This window comes from Streptomyces sp. NPDC008313 (assembly GCF_042956125.1).
GTDB lineage: Bacteria > Actinomycetota > Actinomycetes > Streptomycetales > Streptomycetaceae > Streptomyces.
Map to the genome: position 1 here is coordinate 42,679 of NZ_JBIBFR010000015.1, position 25,430 is coordinate 68,108.

Below are 25,430 nucleotides of genomic sequence, written 5' to 3' on the forward strand. Positions count from 1 at the left end.
CGACCGGATACCGGTCGGTGAACAGCAGGGGTTGGGCAAGAGCGGTGCGGCGGCGAACGACAGGACGACTGATCGCGGGAATCTCCGTACTGGGCATGACGGCGACGCTCGCGGGCTGCGGCGGACCGGACTCCGGCTCCGGGGACGTCACCCTGCGGCTGGTGGCCGCCGACTACGGGGACTCCGACGCCAACAGCTCCCGGAAGTACTGGGACAAGCTGGCCGACGCGTACGAGGCCGACCACCCGGGGACGAGGATCGACGTCACCGTGTACTCCTGGAACGACGTCGACCGCAAGGTCAAGGCCATGGTCGACGCCGGTCACCCCCCGGACATGGCGCACATCGGCGCCTTCGCGGACTACGCGGCGGCCGGGCAGCTCTACAAGGCCGAGGAACTGCTCTCCATCCCCGTCCAGGCGGACTTCGTCCAGAAGCTGAGCATGGCGGGCCGGGTGGGGCGGATCCAGTACGGGATGCCCTTCGCGGCGTCCACGCGGCTGCTGTTCTACAACAAGAAGATGTTCTCCGGGGCCGGGCTGACCCCGCCGAAGAGCTGGGCCCAGCTCAAGGCCGACGCCGAGGCGCTCAAGGCCAAGGGCGTCGAGATCCCGTACGCGCTGCCGCTCGGGCCCGAGGAGGCGCAGGCCGAGACCATGCAGTGGCTGCTCAGCGGCGGCGACGGGTACACCGCCAGCGTCGGCGGGTACAGCATCGACTCCGACCCGAACATCAAGACGTTCACCTGGCTCAAGGACGAGCTGGTCGGCGAGGGCCTGACCGGGCCGAAGGCGCCGGGCAAGCTGAACCGCGCCGACGCGTTCGACGCGTTCGCGCGCGGCGAGGTCGGGATGCTGAACGGGCACCCGTCGCTGATGAAGACGGCCGCCGAGAAGGGCGTGAAGTTCGGCATGGTGCCGATGCCCGGCGTCGACGGCGAACCCAAGGCGACCATGGGCGTCGCCGACTGGATGATGGCGTTCCGCGAGAACGGCCACGCCGAGCAGGTCGGCGACTTCCTTGACTTCGTCTACAGCGAGAAGAACGTCCTGGCCTTCTCCCACGAGTACAACCTGCTCCCGGTCACCAACTCCGCGTCCGAGGCCATGGCCGCGGACAAGGACGACAAGGACCTGGCCCCCTTCCTGGAGCAGCTCTCCACGTCCGAGCTGTACCCGGTCGGCCGGACCTCCTGGGCGGCGGTCAGCGCCGCGATCAAGAAGCGGATCGGCGAGGCGGTCGCGCCCAACGGCAGCCCGTCCGGGGTGCTGGGCCGCCTCCAGCGGGAGGCGACGGCGGCGGACGGCCCGTCCTAGGGCCTGTATCGAGTTCCCCGTCTGCCTCGCGGGCGACGACGGGGAACTCGATACAGGCCCCAGCACCGCCCCCGCGCCCCCTGTCGGTGCCGGGAGCTACGGTTTCCCCATGAACGCCTCGGACGCCTCGGACGCCTCGGACGGCCTGGACCGCCAGGACGGCCTGGACGGCTCGGACGCCGTGGGGACCTCGGACGAGCCGGACACCCCGGATGCCTCCGACGGTCCGGACGCCTCGGGCGGTCCCGGTGTGCTGGGGGCGCGGGAGCGGGCCGTGCTCGCGATGGAGCGGCGTGGATTCTCCGGCCCGGGGGCCAAGGAGCGGGAGATACGCGAGCGGCTGGGCCTCGCCCCGGTGCGGTACTACCAACTGCTCAACGCCCTGCTCGACGATCGCCGGGCCCTGGCCCACGACCCGGTGACGGTCAACCGCCTGCGCCGGGTGCGGGAGGCCCGCCGCGCCGAGCGGTGAGTCCGCGGACCGAGGCGTAAGGCGGCACCCACGCGGATAGGGTCGACGTCATGGGCAGCCATACGGACTCCACGGAACCCCTGCCGACCCCCGCGACCCCGGCCGGGCGCCGAGGTCTCGACGCCATCCTCGCGGACCCCGGACGATCCGTGATCGCCCTCGACTTCGACGGGACGCTCGCCCCGATCGTCGCCGACCCCGAACAGGCGCGCGCCCACCCGGAGGCGGTCCCCGCCCTGGCGGAGCTCGCCCCGAGGGTCGCCTCCGTGGCCGTGGTCACCGGCCGCCCGGCCGGGGTCGCGGTGCGCCACGGCGGCTTCGCGGGCGTGCCGGGCCTGGACCACCTGGTCGTCCTCGGCCATTACGGCGCCGAGCGCTGGGACGCCGTCAGCGGCACCGTCCAGGCGCCCGCCCCGCACCCCGGGGTCGCGGCGGTCCGCGCCGAGCTCCCCGGGTTCCTCGACACGATCGGCGCCTGGCAGGGCACGTGGATCGAGGAGAAGGGCCGTGCCGTCGCCGTGCACACCCGGCGGGCCCGGGACCCGCAGGCCGCGTTCGACGCGCTGCGCGAACCGCTCGCCGCCCTGGCGGCCCGCCACGGCCTGATCGTCGAGCCCGGCCGCATGGTCCTCGAACTGCGACCGCCGGGCATGGACAAGGGCGTGGCCCTGCTGGACTACGTACGCGAGACCGGCGCCGGAGCCGTGCTGTACGCCGGGGACGACCTCGGCGATTTGCCGGCCTTCGCCGCCGTCGAGAAGCTCCGCTCCGACGGCGTCCCCGGCCTTCTCGTCTGCAGCGGCAACGAGGAGGTGGCGGAGCTGTCGAAGAAGGCGGACCTGGTGGTCGACGGCCCGGCGGGAGTGGTCCGCCTGCTCCGTTCCCTGGCGGTGCGCTCCAGCCCCTCCGGTACCTGAGGGCCGGGGCGCCCGCCCGCGCCCCGCCGCCCTCGCGCCCCGGCCCTGCCGCGCCCCGCCGCCCCGCCGCCCGCTACCCCCGCCCCCGCAACGCCTCCAGCTGCTCCAGGAACCACCGCGCCGGAGGCAGCGCCGTCGCCGCCTCCGCCAGCCGCTTGTTGCGCCCCGCCCGCTCCTCCGGAGCCATCTCCAGCGCCTCGTGCAGCGCCCGCGCCGTGCCCACCACGTCGTACGGGTTCACGACGACCGCGTCCGCGCCCAGCTCCTCGTACGCCCCCGCCTCCCGCGACAGCACCAGCGCGCAGCCCGCGTCGGAGACGACCGGCACCTCCTTGGCGACCAGGTTCATGCCGTCGCGGATGGGGTTGACCAGCGCCACGTCGGCGAGCCGGTAGGCCGCCAGCGAGCGGGCGAAGTCGTCCTTGACGTGCAGCACGACCGGCGTCCAGCCGGGCGTCCCGTACGCGGAGTTGATCTCGTCGGCCAGCCGCCGCACCTCGGCCGTGTAGTCGCGGTAGACGGCCAGGTCCTGCCGGGACGGGTAGGCGAAGGCGACGTGCACCACGCGCTCGCGCCATTCGGGCCGGTCGTCGAGCAGCTGCCGGTAGGCCAGCAGCCCGCGCACGATGTTCTTGGACAGCTCGGTGCGGTCGACGCGGACGATCGTCCGGCGGCCCTCGCCGATCTGCTCCCGCAGCGCGGCCATCCGCTCCTCGACGTCCGCCTCGTGCGAGCGGGCGCGCAGGAAGTCCGCGTCCGCGCCCAGCCCGTACACCCCGGTCCGGGTCCCGCCGAGCCCGCCGACGAGCTGCTCGGCGCAGGCGGTGAACGCGTCCGCCCACCGGTGGGTGAGGAAGCCGAGCCGGTCCGCGCCGAGCATCCCGCGCAGCACCTGCTCGGCGATGTCGTCCGGCAGCATCCGGAAGTAGTCGGCCGGGGCCCACGGGGTGTGCGAGAAATGGCTGATCAGCAGGTCGGGGCGGAGTTCGCGGAGCATCCCGGGGACCAGGGTCAGGTGGTAGTCCTGCACCAGCACCGCCGCGCCCTCGGCCGCCTCCTCGGCCAGGGCCTCGGCGAAGGCGCGGTTGTACGTCTCGTACGCCGCCCACTGACGGCGGAACTCCGTGCCGAAGACGGGTTCCAGGGGCGTCTGGTACAGCATGTGGTGGACGAACCAGAGCACCGAGTTCGCGATGCCGTTGTACGCGTCCGCGTGCACCCCGGCGTCGATGTCCAGCATCCGTACGCCGTCCTCGCCGACCCCGCGCCCGACCGCCTCGCGGTCGCCGTCGCCCAGCGCCGCGCACACCCACAGCGCCCCCGCGTCCGGCCCGATCGCGGAGAGCCCCGAGACCAGCCCGCCGCCGCCGCGCCGGGCGTGCAGCGAACCGTCGTCGCGGACGTCGTACGAGACGGGGCCGCGGTTGGACGCGACCAGGATCTGATGGGCACCTCGCGCGGAGGCCACATGGGGGGAGTCGGTGGAATCGGGAGAAGCCGTCGAAGCCGTCGAATCCGTGGAAGCCATACGCCTCAACCTAGCCCGGCCCGGAAAACCTCAAACGTACGGACGTCCCGCCCCCGGCCGCGTGCACCGGGGTCCGGCCATCCGCACGCCGGCCGGGTCCGTCCGTGCACGGCTTCCGTCCGGCCCGGTCACGCCACCTCCCGCGAGCGGTACTCCTCGATGTCCGCGACCGGCGGCCGTTCCGTCGTGTCCACCGGGTGCACCCGTGGCTCGAAGCCGTGCTCGCCCCGCTCGAACTGGGTGAGCACGGGACGGACGAGGTGGGCGCGGGCCAGCCGGACCTGCGCCGTGCGGTAGATCGTGGTGGCCATCCGGCCCAGCGCCTGCCCGTCCTGGTGCCGGTGCAGGCGGACGCCGACGTCGACCTGGGCGAGCGCGTCCAGACCGACCGTGTGCAGGGCGTCGATGAGCAGGCCCAGCTCGACCCCGTACCCGACCGGGAACGGCAGCCGTTCCAGCAGTGACCGGCGGGCCGCGTACTCGCCGCCGAGCGGCTGGACGAAGCCCGCGAGCTGCGGCCAGTGCATGTTCAGCAGCGGCCGGGCCATCAGCTCCGTCACGCGGCCTCCCTGGCCCGCTGCGGTGCCGAGCGGCCGGTCGTACATCGCCTTGACGAGCTGGACGCCCGGATCGGTGAGCAGCGGCCCCACGATCCCGGAGACGAAGTCCGAGGAGAACTCCCGCAGGTCGGCGTCGACGAAACAGACGATGTCGCCGCTGGTCACGAAGAGGGACCGCCACAGCACCTCGCCCTTGCCGGGCACGGCGGGTATGCGCGGGAGTATCGCGTCCCGGTGCACGACCCGGGCGCCCGCGGCGGCGGCGACCTCGGAGGTCCGGTCGGTCGAGCCCGAGTCGATCACCACCACCTCGTCGACGAGCGGGACCCGTTCCACCAGGTCGCGGCGGATGACGGTGACGATGTCGCCGACCGTCGCCTCCTCGTTGAGTGCGGGCAGCACCACGCTGACCGTCGAGCCCGAGGCCCGTTTCGCGGCGACGAGCCCGCGCAGCGGACGGTCGGCGACGGCCCAGGAGCGGGTGCCCAGCCAGCGTTCGACGTCTTCCAGCACAGTCCGCGCTCCTCACTGCTCCGTTGGCTGCCAGGCGGCTCCCGCCGGCAGCTCCTGCCTCACGATTCGGCCACACCCGGGACCCGGATCCGGCCCTGTGTGATCCATCTCGCGGTTCGGACGACTCCCTCGACTGTCCTGGCCTTCGGTTACAGTCTTGAGCAACGCGGATGACCATCGCATCTCGGGGGTCGTACCGCGCAGACGAAAAACAAGATCAACAATCGAATACCGCTCATCCAGAGGGGCAGAGGGATACGGCCCGTTGAAGCCCCGGCAACCCTCCAGTCGGTACTTGTCACGCGGACGTGGCGAGGCTCCCGGCTAGGGAAGGTGCCAAATCCGTCTCACGGCGAAGTGCGCCGTGAGGAAGATGAGGAGAAAGGGCCTCGCCTCCATGGCTGCGCAGACTGTCGCGAACACCGACGCACCCACCACGAACTCCGCGAACCCCGCCGCGAGCGCCGACAGCGCCCCGGGCACCGCGAACTCCCCCGTCGACCTCGGCCCCGCCGCCGCCCTCTCCTGCCGTGAGTGCGGCCACCGCGTGCCGCTCGGCCCGGTCTTCGCCTGCGAGGAGTGTTTCGGCCCGCTGGAGATCGCCTACGACTTCTCGGCGTACGACACCGAGGAGCTGCGCCGGCGCATCGAGGCGGGCCCCGCGAACATCTGGCGGTACGCGCCGCTGCTGCCCGTCCCCGCGGACGTGGCCGGGAAGCCGAACATCAACCCCGGCTGGACCAAGCTCGTCCAGGCCGACAACCTCGCCCGTGAGCTGGGCGTCGAGCCCGGCAAGCTGTTCGTGAAGGACGACTCGGGCAACCCGACGCACTCCTTCAAGGACCGGGTCGTCGCCCAGGCCATCGAAGCCGCCCGCGCCTTCGGCTTCACCACCCTCTCCTGCTCCTCCACGGGCAACCTGGCCGGCGCGGTCGGTGCCGCCGCCGCCCGCGCCGGCTTCCGCTCCTGCGTGTTCATCCCGCACGACCTGGAGCAGGGCAAGGTCGTCATGGCCGCCGTCTACGGCGGCGAACTCGTCGGCATCGAGGGCAACTACGACGACGTGAACCGCTTCTGCTCCGAGCTGATCGGCGACCCGGCCGGCGAGGGCTGGGGCTTCGTCAACGTCAACCTGCGGCCGTACTACGCGGAGGGCTCCAAGACCCTCGCGTACGAGATCTGCGAGCAGCTCGGCTGGCGCCTTCCCGACCAGCTCGTCGTGCCGATCGCCTCGGGCTCCCAGCTCACGAAGATCGACAAGGGGCTCCAGGAGCTGATCAGGCTGGGACTGGTCGAGGACAGGCCGTACAAGATCTTCGGCGCCCAGGCGGAGGGCTGCTCCCCGGTGTCCGTGGCCTACAAGGCGGGCCACGACGTCGTACGGCCGCAGAAGCCGGACACCATCGCCAAGTCGCTGGCCATCGGCAACCCGGCCGACGGGCCGTACGTGCTCGACATCGCACGGCGGACCGGCGGCGCGGTGGAGGATGTGAACGACGAGCAGATCGTCGACGCGATCAAGCTGCTGGCGCGCACCGAGGGCATCTTCGCGGAGACCGCGGGCGGTGTGACGGTCGGCGTGACGAAGAAGCTGATCGAGTCCGGCCTGCTCGACCCGGCGCTGACGACGGTCGTCCTGAACACCGGGGACGGCCTCAAGACGCTGGACGCCGTGGCGGGCACCGGCCTGACCGCGACGATCCGCCCGAACCTGGATTCGTTCCGCGAGGCCGGACTCGTCTGACGGGCCGGACCCGCCCGACGGGCCGACGCGGCCGTCTCGCGTACCCGGCCGCCCGCCACCATCCGCCGTTACCCGACCGGAGGTCACACCGCATGAGCGTCAACGTCCGCATCCCCACCATTCTGCGCACCTACACGGGTGGCCGGGCCGAGGTGGCCGCCGAGGGCGCGAACCTCGGTGAGGTCATCGCCGACCTGGAGAAGAACCACACGGGCATCGCCGCGCGCGTCCTCGACGACCAGGGCAAGCTGCGCCGCTTCGTCAACGTGTACGTGAACGACGACGACGTCCGCTTCGAGCAGGGCCTGGAGACGGCCACGCCCGACGGCGCCGGCGTCTCGATCATCCCGGCGGTCGCCGGCGGCTGACGGGTGACCGGCCCTGCCGACAATTACCGTCGGTAAGATCGGTCACGGTGTGTTCATCGAATTGCCCCTGTCGTGGAGAAACGGCCGGGGCAATTCGCATGGTTGAGCGCGGTACAGTTGGGGAAGCTGCTCGGCCTTATCCGGCGGACGTATATCGGTTCTCGCCCGGCACCCGTCAAGAAGTAGCCAAAGTGCCCCACCCTTTCAAGCCTTTCGCGGCATATATGGGGCCCGACTTGCCCTGAAACTTCACCAATTCTCCCCACATTCCGGATCGGGTGCTCCCAGAATTCTCGTCCGATTGACCTGTTGCAGACGGCAGTTGGGCAGATACATTCAGCCGCGGTCGACGCGTTCCGGCGCACACCCCCAACCGTTGGGGGGTGAGGTCTGACCCGGGTCCGCGAAGTGCGGTCCTGTGCAAGGGCCAGTAATAGGGGAGTTAGGCATGGCTCAGGGCACCGTCAAGTGGTTCAACGCGGAGAAGGGGTACGGCTTCATCGCGGTCGACGGTGGTGCGGATGTTTTCGTCCACTACAGCGCGATTCAGATGGACGGCTACCGCACCCTTGAAGAGGGCCAGCGGGTCGAGTTCGAGATCTCGCAGGGCCAGAAGGGGCCGCAGGCGGACATGGTCCGGCTGGCGGCCGGCTGAAGCACGCGCCGACTGACTGTTCGACGTGTCGAGGGGCTCGTACCCACCGGGTACGGGCCCTTCGGTCTGCCCGGACGGCGCCTTCCGGGGCGTACGGGGCCGCACGCGCCCCCTCCCGTCCGCCCGTCCGCGCCCCCTCCGGCCCGCCCCGACCCGGCCCCGGGCACCCCGGCGGAGACGTCCGCCGCGCGGGCGCTTCTTGCACTCGACGGGGTCGAGTGCTAATCATTGGCGTTAGCACTCTGAAGGTGAGAGTGACAACGAGGACCGGGTCGGTGAGGCCCGCAGGCCAAGTGGGGCAAGGAACCACGAGGCCGGCAGGCCGTCCGTCGCGGGCGCGGGCGCGGTCCTGGAGATTCCACCCCAGTCCGGGAGGACCACTTCACATGGCCAAGATCATCGCGTTCGACGAGGAGGCACGGCGCGGTCTCGAGCGCGGGATGAACCAGCTCGCCGACGCCGTCAAGGTCACCCTTGGCCCCAAGGGCCGGAACGTCGTCCTCGAGAAGAAGTGGGGCGCCCCCACGATCACCAACGATGGTGTGTCCATCGCCAAGGAGATCGAGCTCGAGGACCCGTACGAGAAGATCGGCGCCGAGCTGGTCAAGGAAGTCGCCAAGAAGACGGACGACGTCGCCGGTGACGGTACGACCACCGCGACCGTCCTCGCCCAGGCGCTGGTCCGCGAGGGCCTGCGCAACGTGGCGGCCGGCGCCAACCCGATGGCCCTCAAGCGCGGTATCGAGAAGGCCGTCGAGGCCGTCTCCGGTGCCCTGCTGGAGCAGGCGAAGGATGTCGAGACCAAGGAGCAGATCGCTTCCACGGCCTCCATCTCCGCCGCCGACACCCAGATCGGCGAGCTCATCGCCGAGGCCATGGACAAGGTCGGCAAGGAAGGCGTCATCACCGTCGAGGAGTCCCAGACCTTCGGTCTGGAGCTGGAGCTCACCGAGGGTATGCGCTTCGACAAGGGCTACATCTCGGCGTACTTCGCCACCGACATGGAGCGTATGGAGGCCGTCCTCGACGACCCGTACATCCTGATCGCCAACTCCAAGATCTCCAACGTCAAGGACCTGCTCCCGCTCCTCGAGAAGGTCATGCAGTCGGGCAAGCCGCTGCTGATCATCGCTGAGGACGTCGAGGGCGAGGCACTGTCGACGCTGGTCGTCAACAAGATCCGCGGCACCTTCAAGTCCGTCGCCGTCAAGGCCCCGGGCTTCGGCGACCGCCGCAAGGCCATGCTCGGCGACATCGCCATCCTGACGGGCGGCGAGGTCATCTCCGAGGAGGTCGGCCTCAAGCTGGAGAACGCGGGTCTGGAACTGCTGGGCCGCGCCCGCAAGGTCGTCATCACCAAGGACGAGACGACGATCGTCGACGGCTCGGGCTCGGCGGACCAGGTTGCCGGTCGCGTCAACCAGATCCGTGCCGAGATCGAGAACTCCGACTCGGACTACGACCGCGAGAAGCTCCAGGAGCGTCTCGCGAAGCTGGCCGGCGGCGTGGCCGTCATCAAGGCCGGTGCCGCGACCGAGGTGGAGCTCAAGGAGCGCAAGCACCGCATCGAGGACGCCGTCCGCAACGCGAAGGCGGCCGTCGAGGAGGGCATCGTCGCCGGTGGTGGCGTGGCCCTGCTGCAGGCCTCCTCGGTCTTCGAGAAGCTGGAGCTCTCGGGTGACGAGGCGACCGGCGCCAACGCCGTGAAGCTCGCCCTGGAGGCCCCCCTCAAGCAGATCGCCGTCAACGGCGGTCTCGAGGGCGGCGTCATCGTCGAGAAGGTGCGCAACCTTCCCGTCGGCCACGGCCTGAACGCCGCGACCGGTGAGTACGTCGACATGATCGCCGAAGGCATCATCGACCCGGCGAAGGTGACGCGCTCTGCCCTGCAGAACGCCGCCTCCATCGCCGCGCTGTTCCTGACCACCGAGGCCGTCATCGCCGACAAGCCGGAGAAGGCCGCCGCCGGCGGCGCTCCGGGCGGCATGCCGGGCGGTGACATGGACTTCTGAGCCTGACGGCTCGGACCCGGTCCACCTGTACCGAGGGCGGCACCCCCTTCCACCGAGGGGGGTGCCGCCCTCGGGCGTTTTCGGGGTCGCCGGAATCCTCCGGGATGCCCCGGCCTCCGGGCCGGCTCCCGCTGGGGCGAGCGGTGAAGGTCCCGGGCTCAGACGAGGGCGGTGACCAGGAAGGCGAAGGCGGCGACGATGACGGCGACGCGGGCGTAGTGGTAGCGGTCCCACCGGTTCATCTGCTCCTTCCAGTCCGCGGGCCGGTTCTCGGGGGTCCACGTCTTGCCCTGGTTGTTGATCGGGACGAGCAGCAGGAGCGACATGATCACGCTCACGATGAGCAGCGCGGCGGCGATGACGACGCGTCCGGCGCCGGGGCGGTCCCATCCGGCGACGGCCCAGATCGCGCTGAGGACGAGCGAGCCGATGTACCAGAACGGCATGAGGGCGCCGAGCATCCGGCCCCCGTGGGCGCGGGCGAGCTGGTCGCTGTCCTCGGGAAGGGCGTCGAAGATCCGGTTCATGACGAAGGCGACGGAGAACTCCACCCCCACCATCAGGCCGACGATCACGACGGTGAACACCTCGAGTGCGTGGAACATGATGACCCCTCCTGGGATCTAGCGTCGCTAGATGACAGTGCAACGCTAGTACTACTGCCGCTCGATTGTCTAGCGATGCTAGGATCTGTGTCATGTCGGTACAGGAACGCAAGCAGCGCGAACGGGCGGAGCGCGAGCGCCTCATCGTGGCGACCGCCCGCGAACTCGCCGAGCGGCAGGGCTGGGACGCGGTCACGACCCGCCGGCTCGCCGAGCGCATCGAGTACAGCCAGCCCGTCCTCTACAGCCACTTCCGCGGCAAGCGGGAGATCATCGGTGCCGTCGCCCTGGAGGGCGCTGCCGAGCTGGCCGCGGCGGTGCGGGCCGCGACCGCCGCCGCGGACGGCCCGCGCGAGCGGGTCGCCGCGCTCGCCCGCGCCTACCTCGACTTCGCCGCACGCAACCCGGCGGTCTACGACGCCCTGTTCCAGCTCGACGGCGGCCTGGCGTACGCGCAGGAGGACACCCCGGAGCCGCTGAAGGACGCCTTCGCCGCACTGCTGGAGAGCCTGGGCGAGGTCGCCGGGGACGGCGTCCACACGGGACTGTTCACCGAGGTGTTCTGGGCGTCCCTGCACGGCCTCGCGACCCTGACCCGGGCGAGACGGCTGCTGCCCGAGGATGCCGCGCAGAGGGTGGAGCTGCTGGTGGACCGGCTCGCCGTGGTCTGACCTCGGCGCGTTCGCCGTACGCCTCGGCCTGCTCGTCGGTCGGGGAGTTCCACCGGCACGGCCGGACGTTGTTCCCCGAAGCCGGGAATGCGGGCGGGGCGGTTGCGCTTGTACCTAAATGCATGCGCAAGCATCTTCCCTTGTCCCGTCCTCGCGTCACCGCAAGCCGTACCGAAGGAGCCCCCCACGTGACCCTCGCCGCCTCCGCCGAACGCGCGGCCCAGATCCTGTCCCGGCCCGTCTCGCTGAACGGCCTCACCGTCCCGAACCGCATCGTGATGGCCCCCATGACCCGGCAGTTCTCCCCGGGCGGCATCCCGGGCGAGGACGTGGCGTCGTACTACGCCCGCCGCGCCGCCGCGGGCGTCGGCCTCATCGTCACCGAGGGCACGTACGTCGGCCACGCCTCCGCCGGGCAGAGCGACCGCATTCCCCGGTTCCACGGCGAGGAGCAGCTGGCCGGATGGGCGAAGGTCGCCGACGCCGTGCACGCGGCGGGCGGGGCGATCGTGCCGCAGCTGTGGCACATCGGCATGGTCCGCAAGCAGGGTGAGCCGCCCTTCGCCGACGCCCCCGCGGTCGGCCCCTCCGGGCTGCGCATCGGCGAGGACGAGGTCACCGGCCGGGCGATGACCCGCACGGACCTCGACGACGTCATCGGCGCCTTCGCCGAGGCCGCGGCCGCCGCCGAGCGCATCGGCTTCGACGGCGTGGAGATCCACGGCGCCCACGGCTACCTCGTCGACCAGTTCCTGTGGTCCGGCACCAACCGCCGCACCGACGCGTACGGCGGCGGCATCGTCGCCCGCACCCGGTTCGCGGCGGAGATCGTCGCCGCGGTGCGCGCCGCGGTGTCCCCGTCCTTCCCCGTCCTCTTCCGGTACTCGCAGTGGAAGCAGGACGCCTACGACGCCCGGCTCGCCGGGACCCCGGAGGAGCTGGCCGACCTCCTCACCCCGCTGGCCGACGCGGGCGTCGACGCGTTCCACGCCTCCACCCGCCGCTACTGGCTCCCGGAGTTCGACGGCTCCGACCTCAACCTGGCCGGCTGGACGAAGAAGCTCACGGGCAAGCCCGTCATCACCGTCGGCTCGGTCGGCCTGGACGGCGACTTCATCAAGGCGTTCCAGGGCGAGGGCGCCCCGCTCGCGGGCCTCGACAACCTCCTGGACCGCCTGGAGGCCGACGAGTTCGACCTCGTCGCGGTCGGCCGCGCCCTCCTCGCCGACCCGCACTGGGCGGCGAAGGTCCTCGCGGGCCGCTTCGACGAACTGACGGCGTACGACGCGAAGGCGCTGGCGTCGCTGACGTGACGCGCGGACGGAGGGCGGCGCACCCATGTGGGTGCGCCGCCCTCCGTCATGTCAGGCGCGCTTGAGGCTGTCGACGAACGCCGTCCACGCCCCGGCCCGGAACGCGAGCTTCGGGCCGAGGGGGTCCTTGGAATCACGGACGGGGACGTGGGTGGGGTGACCGGGGGCGACTTCGAGGCAGTTGCCGCCCTCGCCGCCGCTGTAGCTGGACTTGTGCCAATGGGTGGCGCTCAGGCCGTACTCAGGGCTGATCTTCATGGGCGTAATCCTCCGCCACTGATTCGATCAGGGCCAGGGACTCTTGCGGCGCAAGTGCGGCGGCCCTGAGCAGATCGTAGGTGAGTTGGTGGCGGGTGACTGTGGCGGGATCGTCCTCGAGCCTCCCCATGCTGGGACCCTCGATGAAGGCGAGGGGTGGGGCGTCCTCGAAGTCCAGCAGCGTCAGGGCACCGGTCATGGACGCGTGGGCTTCGGCGTTGAAGGGCAGCACCTGGACGATGATGCGGTGTTGCCGGGCAAGCGCTGCCACACGCCGCAGAGCCTCGGCCATCACATGTGCCCCGCCCACCTTGCGGCGCACCACCGCCTCGTCCAGAACCGCCCACAACAGTGGGGTTGTTGGATCAGCGAGGAGGTGTGCCCGCTCCAGTCGGGCGGCGACCAGTTCGTCGATCACGGCTTCTGCCGCCGTCGGCTGGTAGGCGCGGAAGACGGCCCTCGCGTACCCCTCCGTCTGCAGCAGTCCGGGGATCAACAGGGCCGCGTACTCCCGGATCGCCGTGGCCACCGCCTCCGCCTCCGCCGCCTCCGCGAAGTGGTCCGGGTACCTGGACTTGGCGAGGGCCTTGCAGTTGCGCTCGAAGAAGCCGTTCGTGCCGAGGATGTCGTCTATCTGGCGGGCGTACTCCAGGTGCATCCGCCGTGTCCCGGCCTCCAGTTGGCCGATGAACGAGCCGCTGACGAAGAGCGGCTGGCCCAACTCCTCCTGACTGAGGCCCACTCGCTCGCGCGCGTGACGCAACTCCGCGCCCATCATGGCGCGCGGCGAGGAGGACGGGTCGAGATCCTTGGGTCCTGGCATGGCAACTCCCTGTAAGCACAAGCGGGGTTGTTGGAACGCCGTCTCTTCCCAGGCTAGACGGGTGAAGGACACGCTGTGTGGGAAAACCGATACTCACAGTGGAGGAGTTGGGGCACGTGGAGATGACGTCGAGTGAGCGGGTGCCGTCGACGGAGGAGGCCGTGGCGCGGCTGCGGGAGGCGCTGGCGGGCGTCGGCGTCGTGCTGCCGTCGCTGCGGGTCGACCCGGTCACGGGCGCGAGCGACGAGCCGTACGCCCTGGTGGCCCTGGGGCGCTGCAACGTGCGCACGGCGGCGCGGCTCGCGGCGGTGCTCCGGGCCACCGATGCCGGCCGGGAGCGGGCGGACGGTCCGCCCGAGCCTCCGGCCGGCGCCTCGTCCGCCGAGGCGCTGCGGGCCCGGGTCCGCGAGGTCAACCGCCAGGGACGGCTGCCGTGAACGCCGGCCGGCTCAGATGTTGCCCATCGGCTCGATGTCGGTCTTCACCGGGGTGCCCCAGATGCGCAGGACCTCGTAGTCGGTGAACTCGTGGACCAGGCGGTAGGCCATGCCGGGGCGGGGCGTCCTGCGCTCGGCGGCCAGGTAGCGCTCGGCCTCGTGGCGGTCGCGGCGCGGGGTGCCGCAGAGCTGCCACTCCTGGCCGTTCCACACCTCGGGCAGCCAGCGCTGCTGGGCCTGCGGCCGGTCCCCGCGCACTCCGTAGCGTGACTTCGTGCGCTCCGGGGCCTCGTCGGGGGCGGCGTGCCGCCCCTGCGGGAAGGCGCCGTTGACCTCCGAGCGGCGGGCCGTGCGGCGCCGGGTCTCGCAGAGCAGGCACCGGTCGACGGCGCCCTCGTCCACCGGACCGTTGGGATGCTCGGCGCACCGCGTCGTCGGTTTCGCGCCGGACACGCTCTCGTCCAGCAGGTCGAGGGCGCGCTTGAGGTCGGCCTTGTACTCGTGGAGCTTCGCGTCGGGCGTGTCCGCCGTCAGCTCCTCGCCGTGCTCGCCGAGCACCCGCAGGGCGCGGCCGAGGGCGGTCAGCTGTGCGTGGTTCACGGGGTGCGGTCTCCTTCCTGGCCAACGGTCTCCCGTACGGGCTCTCCCATTGGAGAGTCGCACACACCACCGACAGTACTGACCGTCTCCGCCGCCGCGCCAAGGCCGAAGAGGTACGTCGCCGCGAAGCCGACCACGTATCCGGTGAGCAGGCCGCCCGCGTAGATCGCGGCGGTGACGGCGAGGTTCTGGTCGCCCTTGAGCAGGGGGAACAGGGCCCAGCCCGAGGGGCCGATCGCCGTGGAGCCGATCTTGTCGCCGAGCATCGAGAAGAAGCCGATGAAGGCCCCGCCCGCCGCGCCGCCCGCGCAGGCGGTGACGAACGGGCGGCCCAGCGGCAGTGAGACGCCGTAGATCAGCGGTTCCCCCACGCCCAGCAGCCCCGCCGGAAGCGCCGACCTGATCGTCGTACGGATGGAGTCGTCGTGGCGCAGCCGCACGTACACCGCGAGCGCCGCGCCGACCTGGCCCGCGCCCGCCATCGCCAGGATCGGCAGCAGGACCGTGTAGCCCTGCTGTTCGATGAGCGTGGTGTGGATGGGGATCAGCGCCTGGTGCAGCCCGAGCATCACCAGCGGCAGGAACAGGCCGCCCAGGACCAGGCCCGCGAAGGCGCCCGTCGTGGACAGCAGCCAGTTCGCCGCCGTGCCGATGGCGGTGGAGACCTCACCGGCCGCGTACATCAGGCCGTAGAGCGTCACCAGGCCGGACAGCAGGACCGTGAGCGTCGGGGTGACCAGGACGTCGAGGGTCTCGGGGACCCAGGTCCTGCACCACTTCTCGACGTACACGGCGAGCAGCGCGGCCCCCAGGGCGCCGAGGACGCCGCCCTGGCCCGGGGCGAGCGTCGTCCCGAAGACCGTCACCTTGGCGACGCCCGCGTAGACGACGATCGCCGCGACCGCTCCGCCGAGGACCGGGGTGCCGCCGAACTCCTTGGCCGTGTTGAAGCCGACGAACACCGCGATCAGGGCCATGAAGCCGGACGCGATCGCCGTCAGGGCCGGGGTGAGGGAGGGCAGCCACCCGAGGTTGATCAGCAGGCCGCCCAGGCCCGCGATGATGCCGCAGCCGATGAGGGCGGGGATGAGCGGGACGAAGATGTTCGCGACGCGGCGCAGGAGCAGCTTGAAGGGGGTCGCGTTGCGTTCCTTGCGGGCGGCGCGGAGCGCGGAGCCGTGGGCGGCGAGCGCGGCGGCGGGGGTGGGCGCGGAGGGGGTGGCGGCTTCCGGGGGCGCGGCGGCCAGCAGGGCCTCGAACTCCGGGGTCACGCGGGCGACCGTGCCCGGGCCGAGGACGATCTGGTACGTGTCGTCCTCGACCACGCCCAGTACGGCGGGCAGGGCGCGGATCGCGTCGTCCCGGACGAGGCTCCGGTCCCTCAGGCCGAGCCGGAGGCGGGTCATGCAGTGGGCGACGGAGGTGACGTTGGCGGCGCCGCCGACCAGGGGGAGGAGGGCGGCGGCGGTGGCGGCGTGGGGGGAGGGGGTGCTCATGGCGCTGATCCTGGGGGGAGGGGGTGTGTGGGGTGGTGCCGTGTGCGGGTGGTGCCGTGGGTGGGCTGCTCGTCCGGCGTTTGCGGTGCCGTGAGGGTGGGGCCGCTCGCCGGCGCCGGGCGGGTGCCGCCGCTGTGCCCACCCTCCCCCAAGCTCTCGGCTTCGCTCGAGCAGGGGGACCCCCATCGCCCTTGGCGGCACGTATGCCCACAGCGGCGGCGCGGCGCGTCAGCCCGCTGCCGTCAGCGCTGCGCGGAGGTGGCCGTCCGAGGTGGTGAGAAGGGCGGTGGCGGTGGCCGCGTCGACCTGGGCGAGGATCGTGAGGATGGCCGGTTTCACCTCGCCGTCGGTGGCGGTGAGCGCGGCCTCGATCTCGTCGTCCGAGGCGCCCGTGGCGAGGGCGACGATGCGCCGGGAGCGGGCCCGCAGCTTCGCGTTCGAGGCGCGGACGTCGACCATCAGGTTCCCGTACGTCTTGCCGAGGCGGATCATCGTGATCGTCGAGAGCATGTTCAGGACCAGCTTCTGCGCCGTACCGGCCTTCAGGCGGGTCGAGCCGGTGAGCAGCTCGGGGCCGACGACGACCTCGATCCCGTGGTCCGCCGCGGCCGCCAGCGCGCTGCCCGCGTTGCAGGACAGACCGACCGTGAGCGCCCCGCAGGTACGGGCGTGCTCGACCGCGCCGACCGCGTACGGGGTGCGGCCGGACGCCGAGACGCCGACCACCGTGTCGTCGGCGGTCAGCTTCAGCGCGTCGAGGTCCTGTGCGGCCAGCTCCTCGGAGTCCTCGGCGCCCTCGACCGAGGTGACCATCGCGCCGGGGCCGCCCGCGATGAGGCCGACGACCTCGGAGGGGTCCGTGTTGAACGTGGGCGGGCACTCGGACGCGTCCAGCACTCCGAGCCGGCCCGCCGTGCCCGCGCCCGCGTAGACCAGCCGGCCGCCGCGGGCCATCCGGTCGGCGATGGCGTCGATGGCGGCGGCGATCCGCGGGAGCTGCCCGGCGACGGCGGCCGGGACGGTCGCGTCCTCGCCGTTCATGATCCGCGCGATCTCCTCCGTGGGCAGCCGGTCGATCTCGGAGAGCTCCGGGCGGAACGCCTCGGTGGTGAGGGTCTCCAACTGGTCGCGCAGATCACGGTGGGCGGGAGCGGGTGCGGAGGTGTACGCGGGAGTGTCGCCTTCGGGGGCGTCGGCGCCGGAGGCGGGCGTGCCGGAGGCGGACGCGTCGGCGGTGGAGGTCATGTCGGGCGGCTCTTTCCGGTGTGCGGATGCGGGGGGTTGGGAGACGTACGGGGTGTGCGGGGTGTGCGGGGCGCTCGCACGGCGCGGGCGCCCCGGGGGTGCGGGCGCACGCGCGCGGGGCGTGGACGGCGCGCGCGCCCCTCCGGCGCCGGTCCGGCACCGGAGGCCGGCTAACGCTGGTGGCCGCCGCGCGGGGTGTGCCGGTGCGCCAGCGCCTCGTACGAGGCGGAGAGCGCGGGCGCCGCCGTCTCGTAGGTCCGCTGGGCGACCCCCACGAACAGGCAGTCCACGACCAGCAGCTGGCTCGTACGGGACGACATCGCCGCCGGGCGCAGCTCGCTCTCGCGGGCCGTCGAGGTGGTGAGGATGTGGTCCGCGTACTGCGTGACGGGGCCGCCGGGCCTGCCGGTGATGGCGACGGTCGTCGCGCCGCGCTCGAAGGCGACCCGCAGCGGTTCGATGACGTCGCCCGTGGAGCCGGAGTGCGTGATGGCGATCGCCACGTCCTTGGCGCGCAGCTGCACCGCGTTCGTGACGGCGAGGTGCGGATCGCTGGGCGCGTGGGCTATCAGCCCGATCCGCAGGAGCTTCTGGGCGAGGTCCTGGGCGACCAGGCCGGAGGCGCCGATCCCGTAGATGTCGATACGGCGGGCCGCCGCGAGCGCGGTGACGGCGGCGCCGAGCTGGACCGTGTCGAGCCCCGCCGCGGTGTCGGCGAGGGTCTGCTGCTCGTCGTAGGCGAGTTTCGCGACGACGTCGGCGATGGGATCGTCGACCGCGATGTCCGCGGTGACGGCGGGCGCCCGGCCCGACTGCTGCTGGGCCGCGAGGCCCGCGAGGGCGAGGCGCAGGTCGCGGTAGCCGGGGTAGCCGAGGAGGCGGGCGGTCCTGACCACGGTCGCCTCGCTGGTGCCGGTGAGTTCGGCGAGGCCGGTGACCGTGAGCGCCGCGCAGCCGGCCGGGTCCCTCGCGACGGCTTCGGCGACCCGCTGCATGGAACGGGTCATCGACGGGGCCAGCGTCCGCACCTTGGCCGCGAGCGCGGCGGGGGCGGGCGGGGTCGCGCCCACGAAAATTTCCTTCAGGTCTTGGGTCACCTCTGAAAGATATTTTCGGAGCGCGGCCATGGTCAAGGGTCCCGCGCCCGGCCCGGGTCCGTCGTCGGCCGCCCGCCCGGGCCGGGTCCGTCGTCTGCCGCACGCCTCCCGCACCCTTCGCGCACAATGGGTGCATGGACCCCATCAGCCCTCTGGAACAGGCCCTGCACGCGGCCCGCGCGCTCGTCATCGCCGATCTGGTCGCGGGAGAGGTCGCCGAGGCGGACGTCGTCTCCCTCGTCGAGGAGTCGGTGGCGCAGCGCCGCTGGTGGGTCGAGCAGTGGCCGGAGGGTGTCGGATTCGTCGCCGGACTCGTCGCCCAGGACGTGCAGGACGCCCTCCTCGACCGGCACGGGCGGTGGCCGCTGTGCCCCGTCTGCGGCTCCGGCGACCCGCACGCCCTCGACGTGGAACCCGAGCTGGGACCGGACCCGCACTGGGCGTGCCACAAGGCCGGGGTGAAGGTCGCCTCCGTCGGATCGCTGGGCACGGCGACCGGCGGCTCAGAGCCCGGCTCCGGTTACGGGAGGACGTCCTCGTCATGACCGTCTACATCGACCCGCCGACCTGGCCGGGACACGGCCGCATGTGGTCCCACCTGGTCAGTGACGTCTCGTACGACGAACTGCACGACTTCGCCCGCCGGTTGGGCGTCCCCGCGCGCGCGTTCGAGCGGGACCACTACGACATACCGTCGCACCGGTACGCCGACGCGGTGGCCGCCGGCGCCGTGGAGGTCACCAGCCGCGAGGTGGTGCTGCTGCTCCAGGGCGCGGGACTGCGCCGGGCCAAGCAGTGGGAGCGGTAGGGAGGTCGCGGTTCCGCGGTTCTCCCGGCCGGCCGGACGGTCTCACCGGGTCGCGCGCAGCTCGTACCCGTACTGCTCCCCGTCCCGGTCCCGGGTCGACTCCTCACAGTCCACCCGCGTGAACCCGGCCCGGGTGACGACGCCCTGGGACGCGGTGTTGGTCCGGTCGACGGCCGCGAACAGCGCCGTCACCTCGTCGCGGGCCAGCGCCCACGCGGAGAGGGCGCTCAGCGCCTCGGTCGCGTAGCCCCGGCCGCGGGCGGCCTCCGCCAGGTCGTAGCCGACCTCGGCGCGGCCCTCCTCGTCGGGGGCGCCGTGGAAGCCCATGCCGCCGACCGCGCGGCCGTCGTCCTCGCGCACGAGGACGAACACGCCCCACTCCGGGCGGTGCGTCCCCTGCTCGTACGCCTTCAGCATCATCCCGGCGGCCGCCCGCGTGCCGTCGTACGGGCCGCCCTCGATCCAGTCGAAGCCGCCCGTGCCGCCCGCCCGCAGGTCGAAGGCGGCGGCCGGGGTGACCCCCTGGAGGGTGAGGCGGCCGGCCGGTATCACCAGGTTGTTGTTCCAGCGCCACCCGGTGAGCGGCGCGCGGTCGGGAAGGTCGCCCCGGCCGGTGGCCCACAGGAGCGTGCGCCAGGGGTCGGCGCCGGGCCGGACGTGCGGAAAGATATGGGTGAGGACGCACTCGCACAGCTCGGCGGAGGGCTCGTAGGCCAGCCCCAGGCCCTCGGCGATGTCATGGGTGTGCGCCAGCACCTCGGTGACGCCCATGGCGGCGAAGCCCTCGCGGTTCGCGCTGCGGAACGGGTACGGGTGGAAGGCGCGCACCTCGCGGGGCGTGGCGCGGACGGTGGTGGCGAGCAGCGCGCCGGTCGTCTCGATGACGTCCAGGACACCGTCGTTGCCGGTGCCCTCGTCCATGACGATGTCGAAGGGCACGTACTCCGTGGTGGCCCGCCCCGCCAACTGCCCGGCGTACGCGATCAGATCACCGGCGACGTGCTCGGCCGTCCTGCGGCAGCTCCACTCCAGGCGGCCCGCCTTGGTGCCTTCCCAGTCCCGTCCCGTCACCGGCCGCAGCAGCGCCACGGCGCCCGCGACGGCCTCTTCGACCTGGTCCCCGCCCATGTTCGTCATGCCGGTGACAATAGGGCGCCCGTCTCGCGGTGCGTACCGAATTACGCGCCGTCCGTGAGCCGTGCCAGCTCCGCCTCCAGGTTGGCGCGGGCGGTGTCCTCCCACTCCCGCCGTCCGTACGGCGTCCTGAACAGCCGGGGCAGCGCCAGCAGTTGCCGCAGCACGTCCGCCCGGCCCACCCGGAAGTCCTCGTCCGGCACGAACGCGTACTCGACGCGCACGGCGTCCGTGTACGCGGCGTACGTCTCCGGCGCCGACGCGAGGACCGCCAGGTCGGCGTCGCACAGCACCTGCCCGTTCCGGTCGTCGTCGGCCGGGTCGTGGCCCACGGTGAGCCGGACCAGCCGGGCCACCTCCGCCACGCCCGCCTCCGCCACCCCGGCCTCGGTCAGCGCCCGTTCGGCCAGCCGCGCCGACCGCTCCTCGTTCTCGGACCGGTCCGGCAGGTACACGGCGTCGTGGAACCAGGCGGCCAGCCGCACCAGATCCGCGTCGTCGGCGTACTCCGCGAGCGTGTCGACGTGGTCGAGGACGGCGACCAGGTGATCCACGGTGTGATACCGCCGCTGCGCCTCGGACCAGCGCTTCAGAAGATTCTCGCCGTAGGGGGAGGGGTCGGGGCCGTCCGTGCCGCGGGCCGCCGACAGGGCCGCGTTCCAGCGGTCCAGCTCACGCGGAGCCCGGGCGGGTGGGGTGTTCGTCGCCATGAACAGCATTGTCGGCCCTAGGACCTGTCTGACCATTCGCGTCGTCGCCCGAAGGGCGGCCGCGCGGCGTCAGGTGCGTGCTCTCGGCGTGCCGGCTCCAGGCCCTCGTACTGGACGTACCCGGGTCTGGGGCCGGTGCGGCGAGAGTGCGTGCATGGCGTCGCGCGGCAGACGGGAATGGCCAGACAGGGCCTAGCGTGGGGGTCATGACTGCTGTGGACGCACAACTCGACGTGAGGGACCCCGAGCTGCCCGGGCGGCTGCTGACTCTGGAGCGCGACGCGCTGATCCCGCTGCTGCGGGAGCGGCCGGAGCAGGACTTCGCGCTGCGGACCGCGTGTCCGGGGTGGACGGTGCGGCACGTGCTGGCGCACTGTTCGGCCGCGCTGACGCGGGTCGTGGAGAACAGGTTCGAACAGGGCGCGTTCAGCCCCGAGGGCAACGAACGCGACATCGCCGAGCGGGGCGACTGGACGCCGGACCGGATCATCGACGAACTGGAGCGGGGGATGACCGAGGCCGGCCCCGCCCTCGCCGCGACGGACGGCGCACGCGACGGGATCGCGCTCGGCGAGTGGGTGCACGCCGGTGACGTACGCGACGCCCTCGGAGCGCCCGGCGCGTACGCGGGCGCGGGACTGCCGTACGCGCTGACGCTGCTCGCCCAGGTCAGCCGTGCCAAGGGCCATGTGCCGCTCCACGCCGACCTCGACGACCTGGACGAACCGCTGAGGCTCGGCGCGGCGGCGGGCGACCGGTCCCCGGCCCGCTATCTCGGCGACGCGGCCACCTTCGTACGGCTCTACGCGGGCCGCCCGCTCACCGGCACCCGGTACGAGCTGGCCGGGGCGACGGAGAAGGAGCTGGTCGTCTTCGGCTGACGGCGGGGCCCGCCGGGCTCTCGCCGGGCTCCCGGCGAGGGCCCGGAAACGGCCATGTCCCGGTGATCTTCTCGCGGTGGCGCGGTATACCGGCGTAGTCTGAGATTGGACTAGACCTGTAGTGGTTCCAAGTCGCCCGTAACCGTCTCAATCGCCTCTGGTCGTCGCCCGGGGAAGACCATGGAAGGGGTCCCATGAGCAAGCGTGCAGTCCTGGAGGTGATCGCCCTCGACATCGAGGACGCGGTCGCCGCCCAGGCCGGAGGCGCGGACCGCCTTGAGCTGATCACCGACATCGCCGCCGACGGGCTCACCCCGCCGATCGGCACGTTCGCCGGGATCCGTGCCGCCGTCGACATCTCGCTGCGCGTGATGCTCCGCCTGACCGACGGGTTCGAGGCGGGCGGAGCGGAGGGGACCACCGCCCTCGTACGGGCGGCACGGGAGCTGCGGGGGGCGGGCGCCGACGAGTTCGTGTTCGGCTTCCTCGACGACGCCGGCGGGGCGGACCTGGCCGTGGTCGAACGGCTGGTGGAGGAGCTGGACGGCTGCCGGTGGACGTTCCACCGGGCGATCGACCGCGCCGCCGACCGGGACGCCCTGCGCAAGCAGCTCGCCGACCAGCCTGGCCTGGACGCCTATCTGACGGCCGGCTCCGCGGCGGGCGTCGACGACGGCCTCGACGAACTCCTCACCGAGGCCGCCCGCAGCGGTGAGCCCGGCTACGAACCCCGGATCATGGTCGGCGGCGGACTCCGCCTCGACCACGTCCCCCGGCTGCGCGCCGCCGGCGTCGACGCCTTCCACATCGGCGGCGCGGCCCGCCCGCAGGGCTGGACCGGCCCGGTCTCGGCCACAGCGGTCCAGCGATGGCGCACAGCCCTGGACGCGTAGCGGGAAGGTCCGGTCAGGGGCGCGGGGAACAGTGCGCCGAGCAGGGACGGACGCGAGGCCGCCGGCACCCGCCGGCGCCTGCCTACCCCAGCTGAACCGGCAGTGCCCCCGTATGGGTCACCGTCAGTCCCGACACCGCCCGGGTGAGGGCCACGTACAGGCGCCGCAGCCCCGTACGCTCGTCGGGCTCGCCGTCCACGACGGCCCGGGGCTCGTCGAGGACCACGTAGTCGTACTCCAGGCCCTTCGCCAGCGACGCCGGCACGAGCGTCAGCCGGGTCTCCGCGGTCGTCTCCTCACCCGGCCCGACGTACCCGATCCCCGCCCCGGCCAGCGCCTCGGCGAGCGCCGGCACCCGCGCGTCCGCCGCGATCAGCCCGATCGAGCCCTCGTTGCGCAGCGCCTCCTCGCAGGCCGCGATCACGTCCGCGTCCGCACCGATCTCCCGTACCTCGAACGAGCCCGGGTTCTCACGGACCGACGCCACCGGTGCCAGCCCCGGCGCGATGTGCGGCAGCAGCCGGGACGCGTACGTGATGACGTCGGTGGGGACGCGGAAGCCCGCCGTCAGCTCCTCGACGACCGCGTCCTCCTTGCCCAGGTGGCCCAGCGCCTCCTCCCAGCTCCGCGTCGCCCACGGCGTGGTGCCCTGCGCCAGATCCCCGAGGACCGTCGCCGACCCGGTGGTGCAGCGGCGCCCCACCGCCCGGTACTGCATCGGGGAGAGGTCCTGCGCCTCGTCGAGCACCACGTGCCCGAGCGAGTGCGTGCGCTGGACCAGGTCCGTCGCCTCGTCGATCAGCACCGTGTCCGCCGCCGACCACTTCGCCGACTTCACCGACCGCGCGGGCTTCGTCCACAGGATCGTCCGCTGCTCGTCCTCGTCCAGGATCCCCTCGGCGTGCGCGGCGAGGAACTCCGCGTCGGACAGCAGCCGCAGGACGAGTTTCGCGGGGTCGACGGGCGGCCAGATCCGCTTCACCGCCGCCTTCACCGCCGCGTCGCGGGCCACGGCGTCCTGCACCCGGTCGTCCGGGGCCTCGCCCGACCGCTCCATCTGGACCAGCACCGCGTGCGCGATCCGCTGCGGCAGGGCCTCCCGGGCCGCCCCGTAGCGGATGTCGCGGTCCAGCAGCTCGCGGACCATGACCTCCAGTTCGTACGCCGGGACCCGCCAGCGCCGGGAGCCGCGCACCACCACCACGGGCTCGGTGGGCGGCGTGACGTGCGAGCGGACGGCCCGGCGCAGCACCCGCGCCATCCGGGCGTCACCCTTGACGACGGCGGCCGCCGCCTCGTCGCTGCCGCGCACCTCGACGTGCGCCACCAGGTCGTCGACCGTCGCCTGCTGGACGGCCAGCTCGCCCAGGGCCGGCAGCACCTGCTCGATGTAGTGGAGGAAGGACCGGTTCGGCCCGATGACGAGGGTGCCGGAGCGGGCCAGCCGGTCCCGGTGGGCGTAGAGGAGGAACGCGACCCGGTGCAGGCCGACGGCGGTCTTCCCGGTGCCGGGTCCTCCCTGCACGCACACCGTGCCGCCGAGCCCGCTGCGGACGATCTCGTCCTGCTCGGGCTGGATGGTCGCCACGATGTCGCGCATCGGGCCCACGCGCGGGCGCTCGATCTCCCGCTGGAGCAGCTTGCTGGTCGCGGCGGCCTCCGCCGGATCGGACAGGTGCTCGTCCTCGTACGCGGTGAGGTCGCCGCCGGTGTACCCGAAGCGGCGGCGCAGCGCCACGTCCATCGGGTCCTTCTTCGACGCCCGGTAGAACGGCTGCGACACCGGGGCACGCCAGTCGATGACCATGGGGTCGCCCCCGGCGTCGTGCACGTGCCGCCGCCCGATGTGCAGGGTCCGATAGGCGTCCTCCGGCCGCAGGCGCTCGCCCCCCGCACGTTCCGCCCGCTCCGCGCCCGGCGCGTGCAGGTAGTCCAGCCGCCCGAAGAACAGCGGGGTGTGGCTGAGGTCCGCGAGGGCCTTGATCCGTTCCTCGATCTGGCGGGCGAGGATCTCGGCGTTCACCCAGTTCGCGGTGACGTCGCGGATGTCGAGGGCCTCCGCGTCCTCGCGCATCGCCCGCAGGGCGGACCGGGAGGCGCTCAGGTGCGCCCGCTCCCGGGAGAGGGGGTCGTCGTCGCGCGGGGGAGTGCGTCCGGGCGGGGTGGGGGCGGCGTCGGCGGTTTCGGACATGCGGGACACGGGTTCTGCCTCCGGAGTGGGCTGCGCGGGCGGCGCGGGTGCGCCGCGGGCTGCGTGGTGGTGGCGGTCTGCCGGCCGGTTTCCGTCCGGACGGCGGCACTCCGTGAAGGGAGGCGGGCAAGAGCGGAGATTGTAGGGGAGGCGGGACGAGGGGGCGAACGAATTCCTGCAGCA

The 25,430-nt window shown here is 72.5% G+C and carries 26 protein-coding genes and 1 riboswitch; of the genes, 14 read left to right on the forward strand and 12 right to left on the reverse strand.

The window, feature by feature from the left end; genetic code table 11:
* Positions 1-95 precede the first annotated feature (95 nt).
* From ACFY93_RS21155 to otsB, 3 genes are all read left to right on the forward strand, one after another.
* Positions 96-1,316 (forward strand): extracellular solute-binding protein, encoded by a 1,221-nt coding sequence (locus ACFY93_RS21155; RefSeq protein WP_391361199.1) that lies wholly within the window; start codon positions 96-98, stop codon positions 1,314-1,316.
* Positions 1,317-1,566: 250 nt separating this feature from the next.
* Complete coding sequence (locus ACFY93_RS21160) at positions 1,567-1,788, forward strand: DUF3263 domain-containing protein (protein WP_391361565.1); 222 nt, start codon at positions 1,567-1,569, stop codon at positions 1,786-1,788.
* A gap of 50 nt (positions 1,789-1,838) precedes the next feature.
* A complete protein-coding gene (gene otsB, locus ACFY93_RS21165; RefSeq protein WP_391361201.1) occupies positions 1,839-2,705 on the forward strand; it encodes a trehalose-phosphatase in 867 nt (288 codons plus the stop codon).
* Between the two features lie 73 nt (positions 2,706-2,778).
* Here the strand turns inward: otsB and ACFY93_RS21170 are convergent, their stop codons facing one another.
* Both ACFY93_RS21170 and ACFY93_RS21175 read right to left on the reverse strand, forming a co-directional pair.
* Positions 2,779-4,173: a trehalose-6-phosphate synthase gene (locus tag ACFY93_RS21170; RefSeq protein WP_391361567.1), complete on the reverse strand. Its 1,395-nt coding sequence runs from the start codon at positions 4,171-4,173 to the stop codon at positions 2,779-2,781.
* A 188-nt stretch (positions 4,174-4,361) separates the two neighbouring features.
* The gene (locus ACFY93_RS21175) at positions 4,362-5,306 is read right to left on the reverse strand and encodes a glucosyl-3-phosphoglycerate synthase (RefSeq protein ID WP_391361204.1); all 945 of its coding nucleotides are present in this window, start codon (positions 5,304-5,306) and stop codon (positions 4,362-4,364) included.
* A 232-nt stretch (positions 5,307-5,538) separates the two neighbouring features.
* A riboswitch (SAM riboswitch) is annotated at positions 5,539-5,686 on the forward strand.
* A gap of 17 nt (positions 5,687-5,703) precedes the next feature.
* Here ACFY93_RS21175 and thrC point away from each other — a divergent pair.
* The 4 genes from thrC to groL all read left to right on the forward strand — a co-directional run bounded on the left by thrC (position 5,704) and on the right by groL (position 10,085).
* The gene (thrC, locus tag ACFY93_RS21180; RefSeq protein ID WP_391361206.1) at positions 5,704-7,050 is read left to right on the forward strand and encodes a threonine synthase; all 1,347 of its coding nucleotides are present in this window, start codon (positions 5,704-5,706) and stop codon (positions 7,048-7,050) included.
* 92 nt (positions 7,051-7,142) lie between these two features.
* On the forward strand, positions 7,143-7,418 hold the full coding sequence (locus ACFY93_RS21185) for a MoaD/ThiS family protein (RefSeq protein WP_363247721.1): 276 nt from the start codon (positions 7,143-7,145) through the stop codon (positions 7,416-7,418).
* 448 nt (positions 7,419-7,866) lie between these two features.
* On the forward strand, positions 7,867-8,073 hold the full coding sequence (locus ACFY93_RS21190; RefSeq protein WP_005486335.1) for a cold-shock protein: 207 nt from the start codon (positions 7,867-7,869) through the stop codon (positions 8,071-8,073).
* 386 nt (positions 8,074-8,459) lie between these two features.
* Entirely contained in the window at positions 8,460-10,085 is a 1,626-nt protein-coding gene (gene groL / locus ACFY93_RS21195; protein WP_391361210.1) for a chaperonin GroEL, read from the forward strand.
* 158 nt (positions 10,086-10,243) lie between these two features.
* Here groL and ACFY93_RS21200 read toward each other — a convergent pair whose 3' ends face one another.
* Positions 10,244-10,690: an anthrone oxygenase family protein gene (locus tag ACFY93_RS21200; RefSeq protein ID WP_391361212.1), complete on the reverse strand. Its 447-nt coding sequence runs from the start codon at positions 10,688-10,690 to the stop codon at positions 10,244-10,246.
* A gap of 92 nt (positions 10,691-10,782) precedes the next feature.
* On the opposite strand from ACFY93_RS21200, the gene ACFY93_RS21205 reads away from it, so the two are divergent.
* Together ACFY93_RS21205 and ACFY93_RS21210 are read left to right on the forward strand one after the other, a co-directional pair.
* Complete coding sequence (locus ACFY93_RS21205; protein ID WP_391361215.1) at positions 10,783-11,361, forward strand: WHG domain-containing protein; 579 nt, start codon at positions 10,783-10,785, stop codon at positions 11,359-11,361.
* 188 nt (positions 11,362-11,549) lie between these two features.
* Positions 11,550-12,674: an NADH:flavin oxidoreductase gene (locus ACFY93_RS21210; RefSeq protein WP_391361218.1), complete on the forward strand. Its 1,125-nt coding sequence runs from the start codon at positions 11,550-11,552 to the stop codon at positions 12,672-12,674.
* Between the two features lie 51 nt (positions 12,675-12,725).
* On the opposite strand, the gene ACFY93_RS21215 is transcribed toward ACFY93_RS21210, so the two are convergent.
* Together ACFY93_RS21215 and ACFY93_RS21220 are read right to left on the reverse strand one after the other, a co-directional pair.
* Positions 12,726-12,932: a DUF397 domain-containing protein gene (locus ACFY93_RS21215; RefSeq protein ID WP_391361221.1), complete on the reverse strand. Its 207-nt coding sequence runs from the start codon at positions 12,930-12,932 to the stop codon at positions 12,726-12,728.
* Positions 12,916-13,755 carry a Scr1 family TA system antitoxin-like transcriptional regulator gene (locus ACFY93_RS21220; RefSeq protein WP_391361223.1) on the reverse strand — a complete coding sequence of 280 codons (840 nt, stop codon included), beginning with the start codon at positions 13,753-13,755 and terminating at the stop codon, positions 12,916-12,918. The genes ACFY93_RS21215 and ACFY93_RS21220 overlap by 17 nt, the downstream gene beginning before the upstream one ends.
* Before the next feature lie 77 nt (positions 13,756-13,832).
* On the opposite strand from ACFY93_RS21220, the gene ACFY93_RS21225 reads away from it, so the two are divergent.
* Positions 13,833-14,192, forward strand: a complete 360-nt coding sequence (locus tag ACFY93_RS21225) for a hypothetical protein (protein ID WP_391361226.1) — start codon at positions 13,833-13,835, stop codon at positions 14,190-14,192.
* A gap of 12 nt (positions 14,193-14,204) precedes the next feature.
* Here the strand turns inward: ACFY93_RS21225 and ACFY93_RS21230 are convergent, their stop codons facing one another.
* The 4 genes from ACFY93_RS21230 to ACFY93_RS21245 form a co-directional block, all read right to left on the reverse strand.
* On the reverse strand, positions 14,205-14,792 hold the full coding sequence (locus ACFY93_RS21230; RefSeq protein WP_391361227.1) for a hypothetical protein: 588 nt from the start codon (positions 14,790-14,792) through the stop codon (positions 14,205-14,207).
* Positions 14,789-16,288 (reverse strand): PTS transporter subunit EIIC, encoded by a 1,500-nt coding sequence (locus ACFY93_RS21235; protein WP_391361229.1) that lies wholly within the window; start codon positions 16,286-16,288, stop codon positions 14,789-14,791. Before ACFY93_RS21235 ends, ACFY93_RS21230 begins: the two co-directional genes overlap by 4 nt.
* 228 nt (positions 16,289-16,516) lie before the next feature.
* Complete coding sequence (murQ, locus tag ACFY93_RS21240; RefSeq protein ID WP_391361232.1) at positions 16,517-17,533, reverse strand: N-acetylmuramic acid 6-phosphate etherase; 1,017 nt, start codon at positions 17,531-17,533, stop codon at positions 16,517-16,519.
* Between the two features lie 170 nt (positions 17,534-17,703).
* Positions 17,704-18,630 carry an SIS domain-containing protein gene (locus ACFY93_RS21245; protein ID WP_391361234.1) on the reverse strand — a complete coding sequence of 309 codons (927 nt, stop codon included), beginning with the start codon at positions 18,628-18,630 and terminating at the stop codon, positions 17,704-17,706.
* A gap of 134 nt (positions 18,631-18,764) precedes the next feature.
* Here ACFY93_RS21245 and ACFY93_RS21250 point away from each other — a divergent pair, with 134 nt between their 5' ends.
* Both ACFY93_RS21250 and ACFY93_RS21255 read left to right on the forward strand, forming a co-directional pair.
* Complete coding sequence (locus ACFY93_RS21250) at positions 18,765-19,175, forward strand: hypothetical protein (RefSeq protein ID WP_391361237.1); 411 nt, start codon at positions 18,765-18,767, stop codon at positions 19,173-19,175.
* On the forward strand, positions 19,172-19,438 hold the full coding sequence (locus ACFY93_RS21255; protein WP_391361239.1) for a DUF4031 domain-containing protein: 267 nt from the start codon (positions 19,172-19,174) through the stop codon (positions 19,436-19,438). Before ACFY93_RS21250 ends, ACFY93_RS21255 begins: the two co-directional genes overlap by 4 nt.
* 42 nt (positions 19,439-19,480) lie before the next feature.
* Here ACFY93_RS21255 and ACFY93_RS21260 read toward each other — a convergent pair whose 3' ends face one another.
* Positions 19,481-20,575: a GNAT family N-acetyltransferase gene (locus ACFY93_RS21260; protein ID WP_391361241.1), complete on the reverse strand. Its 1,095-nt coding sequence runs from the start codon at positions 20,573-20,575 to the stop codon at positions 19,481-19,483.
* A gap of 41 nt (positions 20,576-20,616) precedes the next feature.
* Positions 20,617-21,282, reverse strand: a complete 666-nt coding sequence (locus ACFY93_RS21265) for a hypothetical protein (RefSeq protein ID WP_391361243.1) — start codon at positions 21,280-21,282, stop codon at positions 20,617-20,619.
* A 206-nt stretch (positions 21,283-21,488) separates the two neighbouring features.
* On the opposite strand from ACFY93_RS21265, the gene ACFY93_RS21270 reads away from it, so the two are divergent.
* The gene (locus ACFY93_RS21270; RefSeq protein ID WP_391361245.1) at positions 21,489-22,163 is read left to right on the forward strand and encodes a maleylpyruvate isomerase family mycothiol-dependent enzyme; all 675 of its coding nucleotides are present in this window, start codon (positions 21,489-21,491) and stop codon (positions 22,161-22,163) included.
* Between the two features lie 194 nt (positions 22,164-22,357).
* Positions 22,358-23,056 carry a copper homeostasis protein CutC gene (locus ACFY93_RS21275; RefSeq protein WP_391361247.1) on the forward strand — a complete coding sequence of 233 codons (699 nt, stop codon included), beginning with the start codon at positions 22,358-22,360 and terminating at the stop codon, positions 23,054-23,056.
* Between the two features lie 82 nt (positions 23,057-23,138).
* Here ACFY93_RS21275 and ACFY93_RS21280 read toward each other — a convergent pair whose 3' ends face one another.
* Positions 23,139-25,247, reverse strand: coding sequence for a HelD family protein (locus tag ACFY93_RS21280; RefSeq protein WP_391361250.1), 2,109 nt, complete (start codon positions 25,245-25,247; stop codon positions 23,139-23,141).
* Between the last annotated feature and the right edge of the window lie 183 nt (positions 25,248-25,430).

What these genes read in the sequence shown, in the direction of transcription:
- ACFY93_RS21205 (WP_391361215.1), top strand. Translation starts at nt 10,783, where the DNA reads ATGTCGGTACAGGAACGCAAGCAGCGCGAACGGGCGGAGCGCGAGCGC.
- groL (WP_391361210.1), top strand. Translation starts at nt 8,460, where the DNA reads ATGGCCAAGATCATCGCGTTCGACGAGGAGGCACGGCGCGGTCTCGAG.
- ACFY93_RS21200 (WP_391361212.1), bottom strand. Translation starts at nt 10,690, where the DNA reads ATGTTCCACGCACTCGAGGTGTTCACCGTCGTGATCGTCGGCCTGATG.
- thrC (WP_391361206.1), top strand. Translation starts at nt 5,704, where the DNA reads ATGGCTGCGCAGACTGTCGCGAACACCGACGCACCCACCACGAACTCC.
- ACFY93_RS21275 (WP_391361247.1), top strand. Translation starts at nt 22,358, where the DNA reads ATGAGCAAGCGTGCAGTCCTGGAGGTGATCGCCCTCGACATCGAGGAC.
- ACFY93_RS21260 (WP_391361241.1), bottom strand. Translation starts at nt 20,575, where the DNA reads ATGACGAACATGGGCGGGGACCAGGTCGAAGAGGCCGTCGCGGGCGCC.
- ACFY93_RS21220 (WP_391361223.1), bottom strand. Translation starts at nt 13,755, where the DNA reads ATGCCAGGACCCAAGGATCTCGACCCGTCCTCCTCGCCGCGCGCCATG.
- ACFY93_RS21185 (WP_363247721.1), top strand. Translation starts at nt 7,143, where the DNA reads ATGAGCGTCAACGTCCGCATCCCCACCATTCTGCGCACCTACACGGGT.
- ACFY93_RS21250 (WP_391361237.1), top strand. Translation starts at nt 18,765, where the DNA reads ATGGACCCCATCAGCCCTCTGGAACAGGCCCTGCACGCGGCCCGCGCG.
- ACFY93_RS21265 (WP_391361243.1), bottom strand. Translation starts at nt 21,282, where the DNA reads ATGGCGACGAACACCCCACCCGCCCGGGCTCCGCGTGAGCTGGACCGC.
- ACFY93_RS21155 (WP_391361199.1), top strand. Translation starts at nt 96, where the DNA reads ATGACGGCGACGCTCGCGGGCTGCGGCGGACCGGACTCCGGCTCCGGG.
- ACFY93_RS21280 (WP_391361250.1), bottom strand. Translation starts at nt 25,247, where the DNA reads ATGTCCGAAACCGCCGACGCCGCCCCCACCCCGCCCGGACGCACTCCC.
- ACFY93_RS21215 (WP_391361221.1), bottom strand. Translation starts at nt 12,932, where the DNA reads ATGAAGATCAGCCCTGAGTACGGCCTGAGCGCCACCCATTGGCACAAG.
- murQ (WP_391361232.1), bottom strand. Translation starts at nt 17,533, where the DNA reads ATGACCTCCACCGCCGACGCGTCCGCCTCCGGCACGCCCGCCTCCGGC.
- ACFY93_RS21190 (WP_005486335.1), top strand. Translation starts at nt 7,867, where the DNA reads ATGGCTCAGGGCACCGTCAAGTGGTTCAACGCGGAGAAGGGGTACGGC.
- ACFY93_RS21270 (WP_391361245.1), top strand. Translation starts at nt 21,489, where the DNA reads ATGACTGCTGTGGACGCACAACTCGACGTGAGGGACCCCGAGCTGCCC.
- otsB (WP_391361201.1), top strand. Translation starts at nt 1,839, where the DNA reads ATGGGCAGCCATACGGACTCCACGGAACCCCTGCCGACCCCCGCGACC.
- ACFY93_RS21255 (WP_391361239.1), top strand. Translation starts at nt 19,172, where the DNA reads ATGACCGTCTACATCGACCCGCCGACCTGGCCGGGACACGGCCGCATG.
- ACFY93_RS21235 (WP_391361229.1), bottom strand. Translation starts at nt 16,288, where the DNA reads ATGAGCACCCCCTCCCCCCACGCCGCCACCGCCGCCGCCCTCCTCCCC.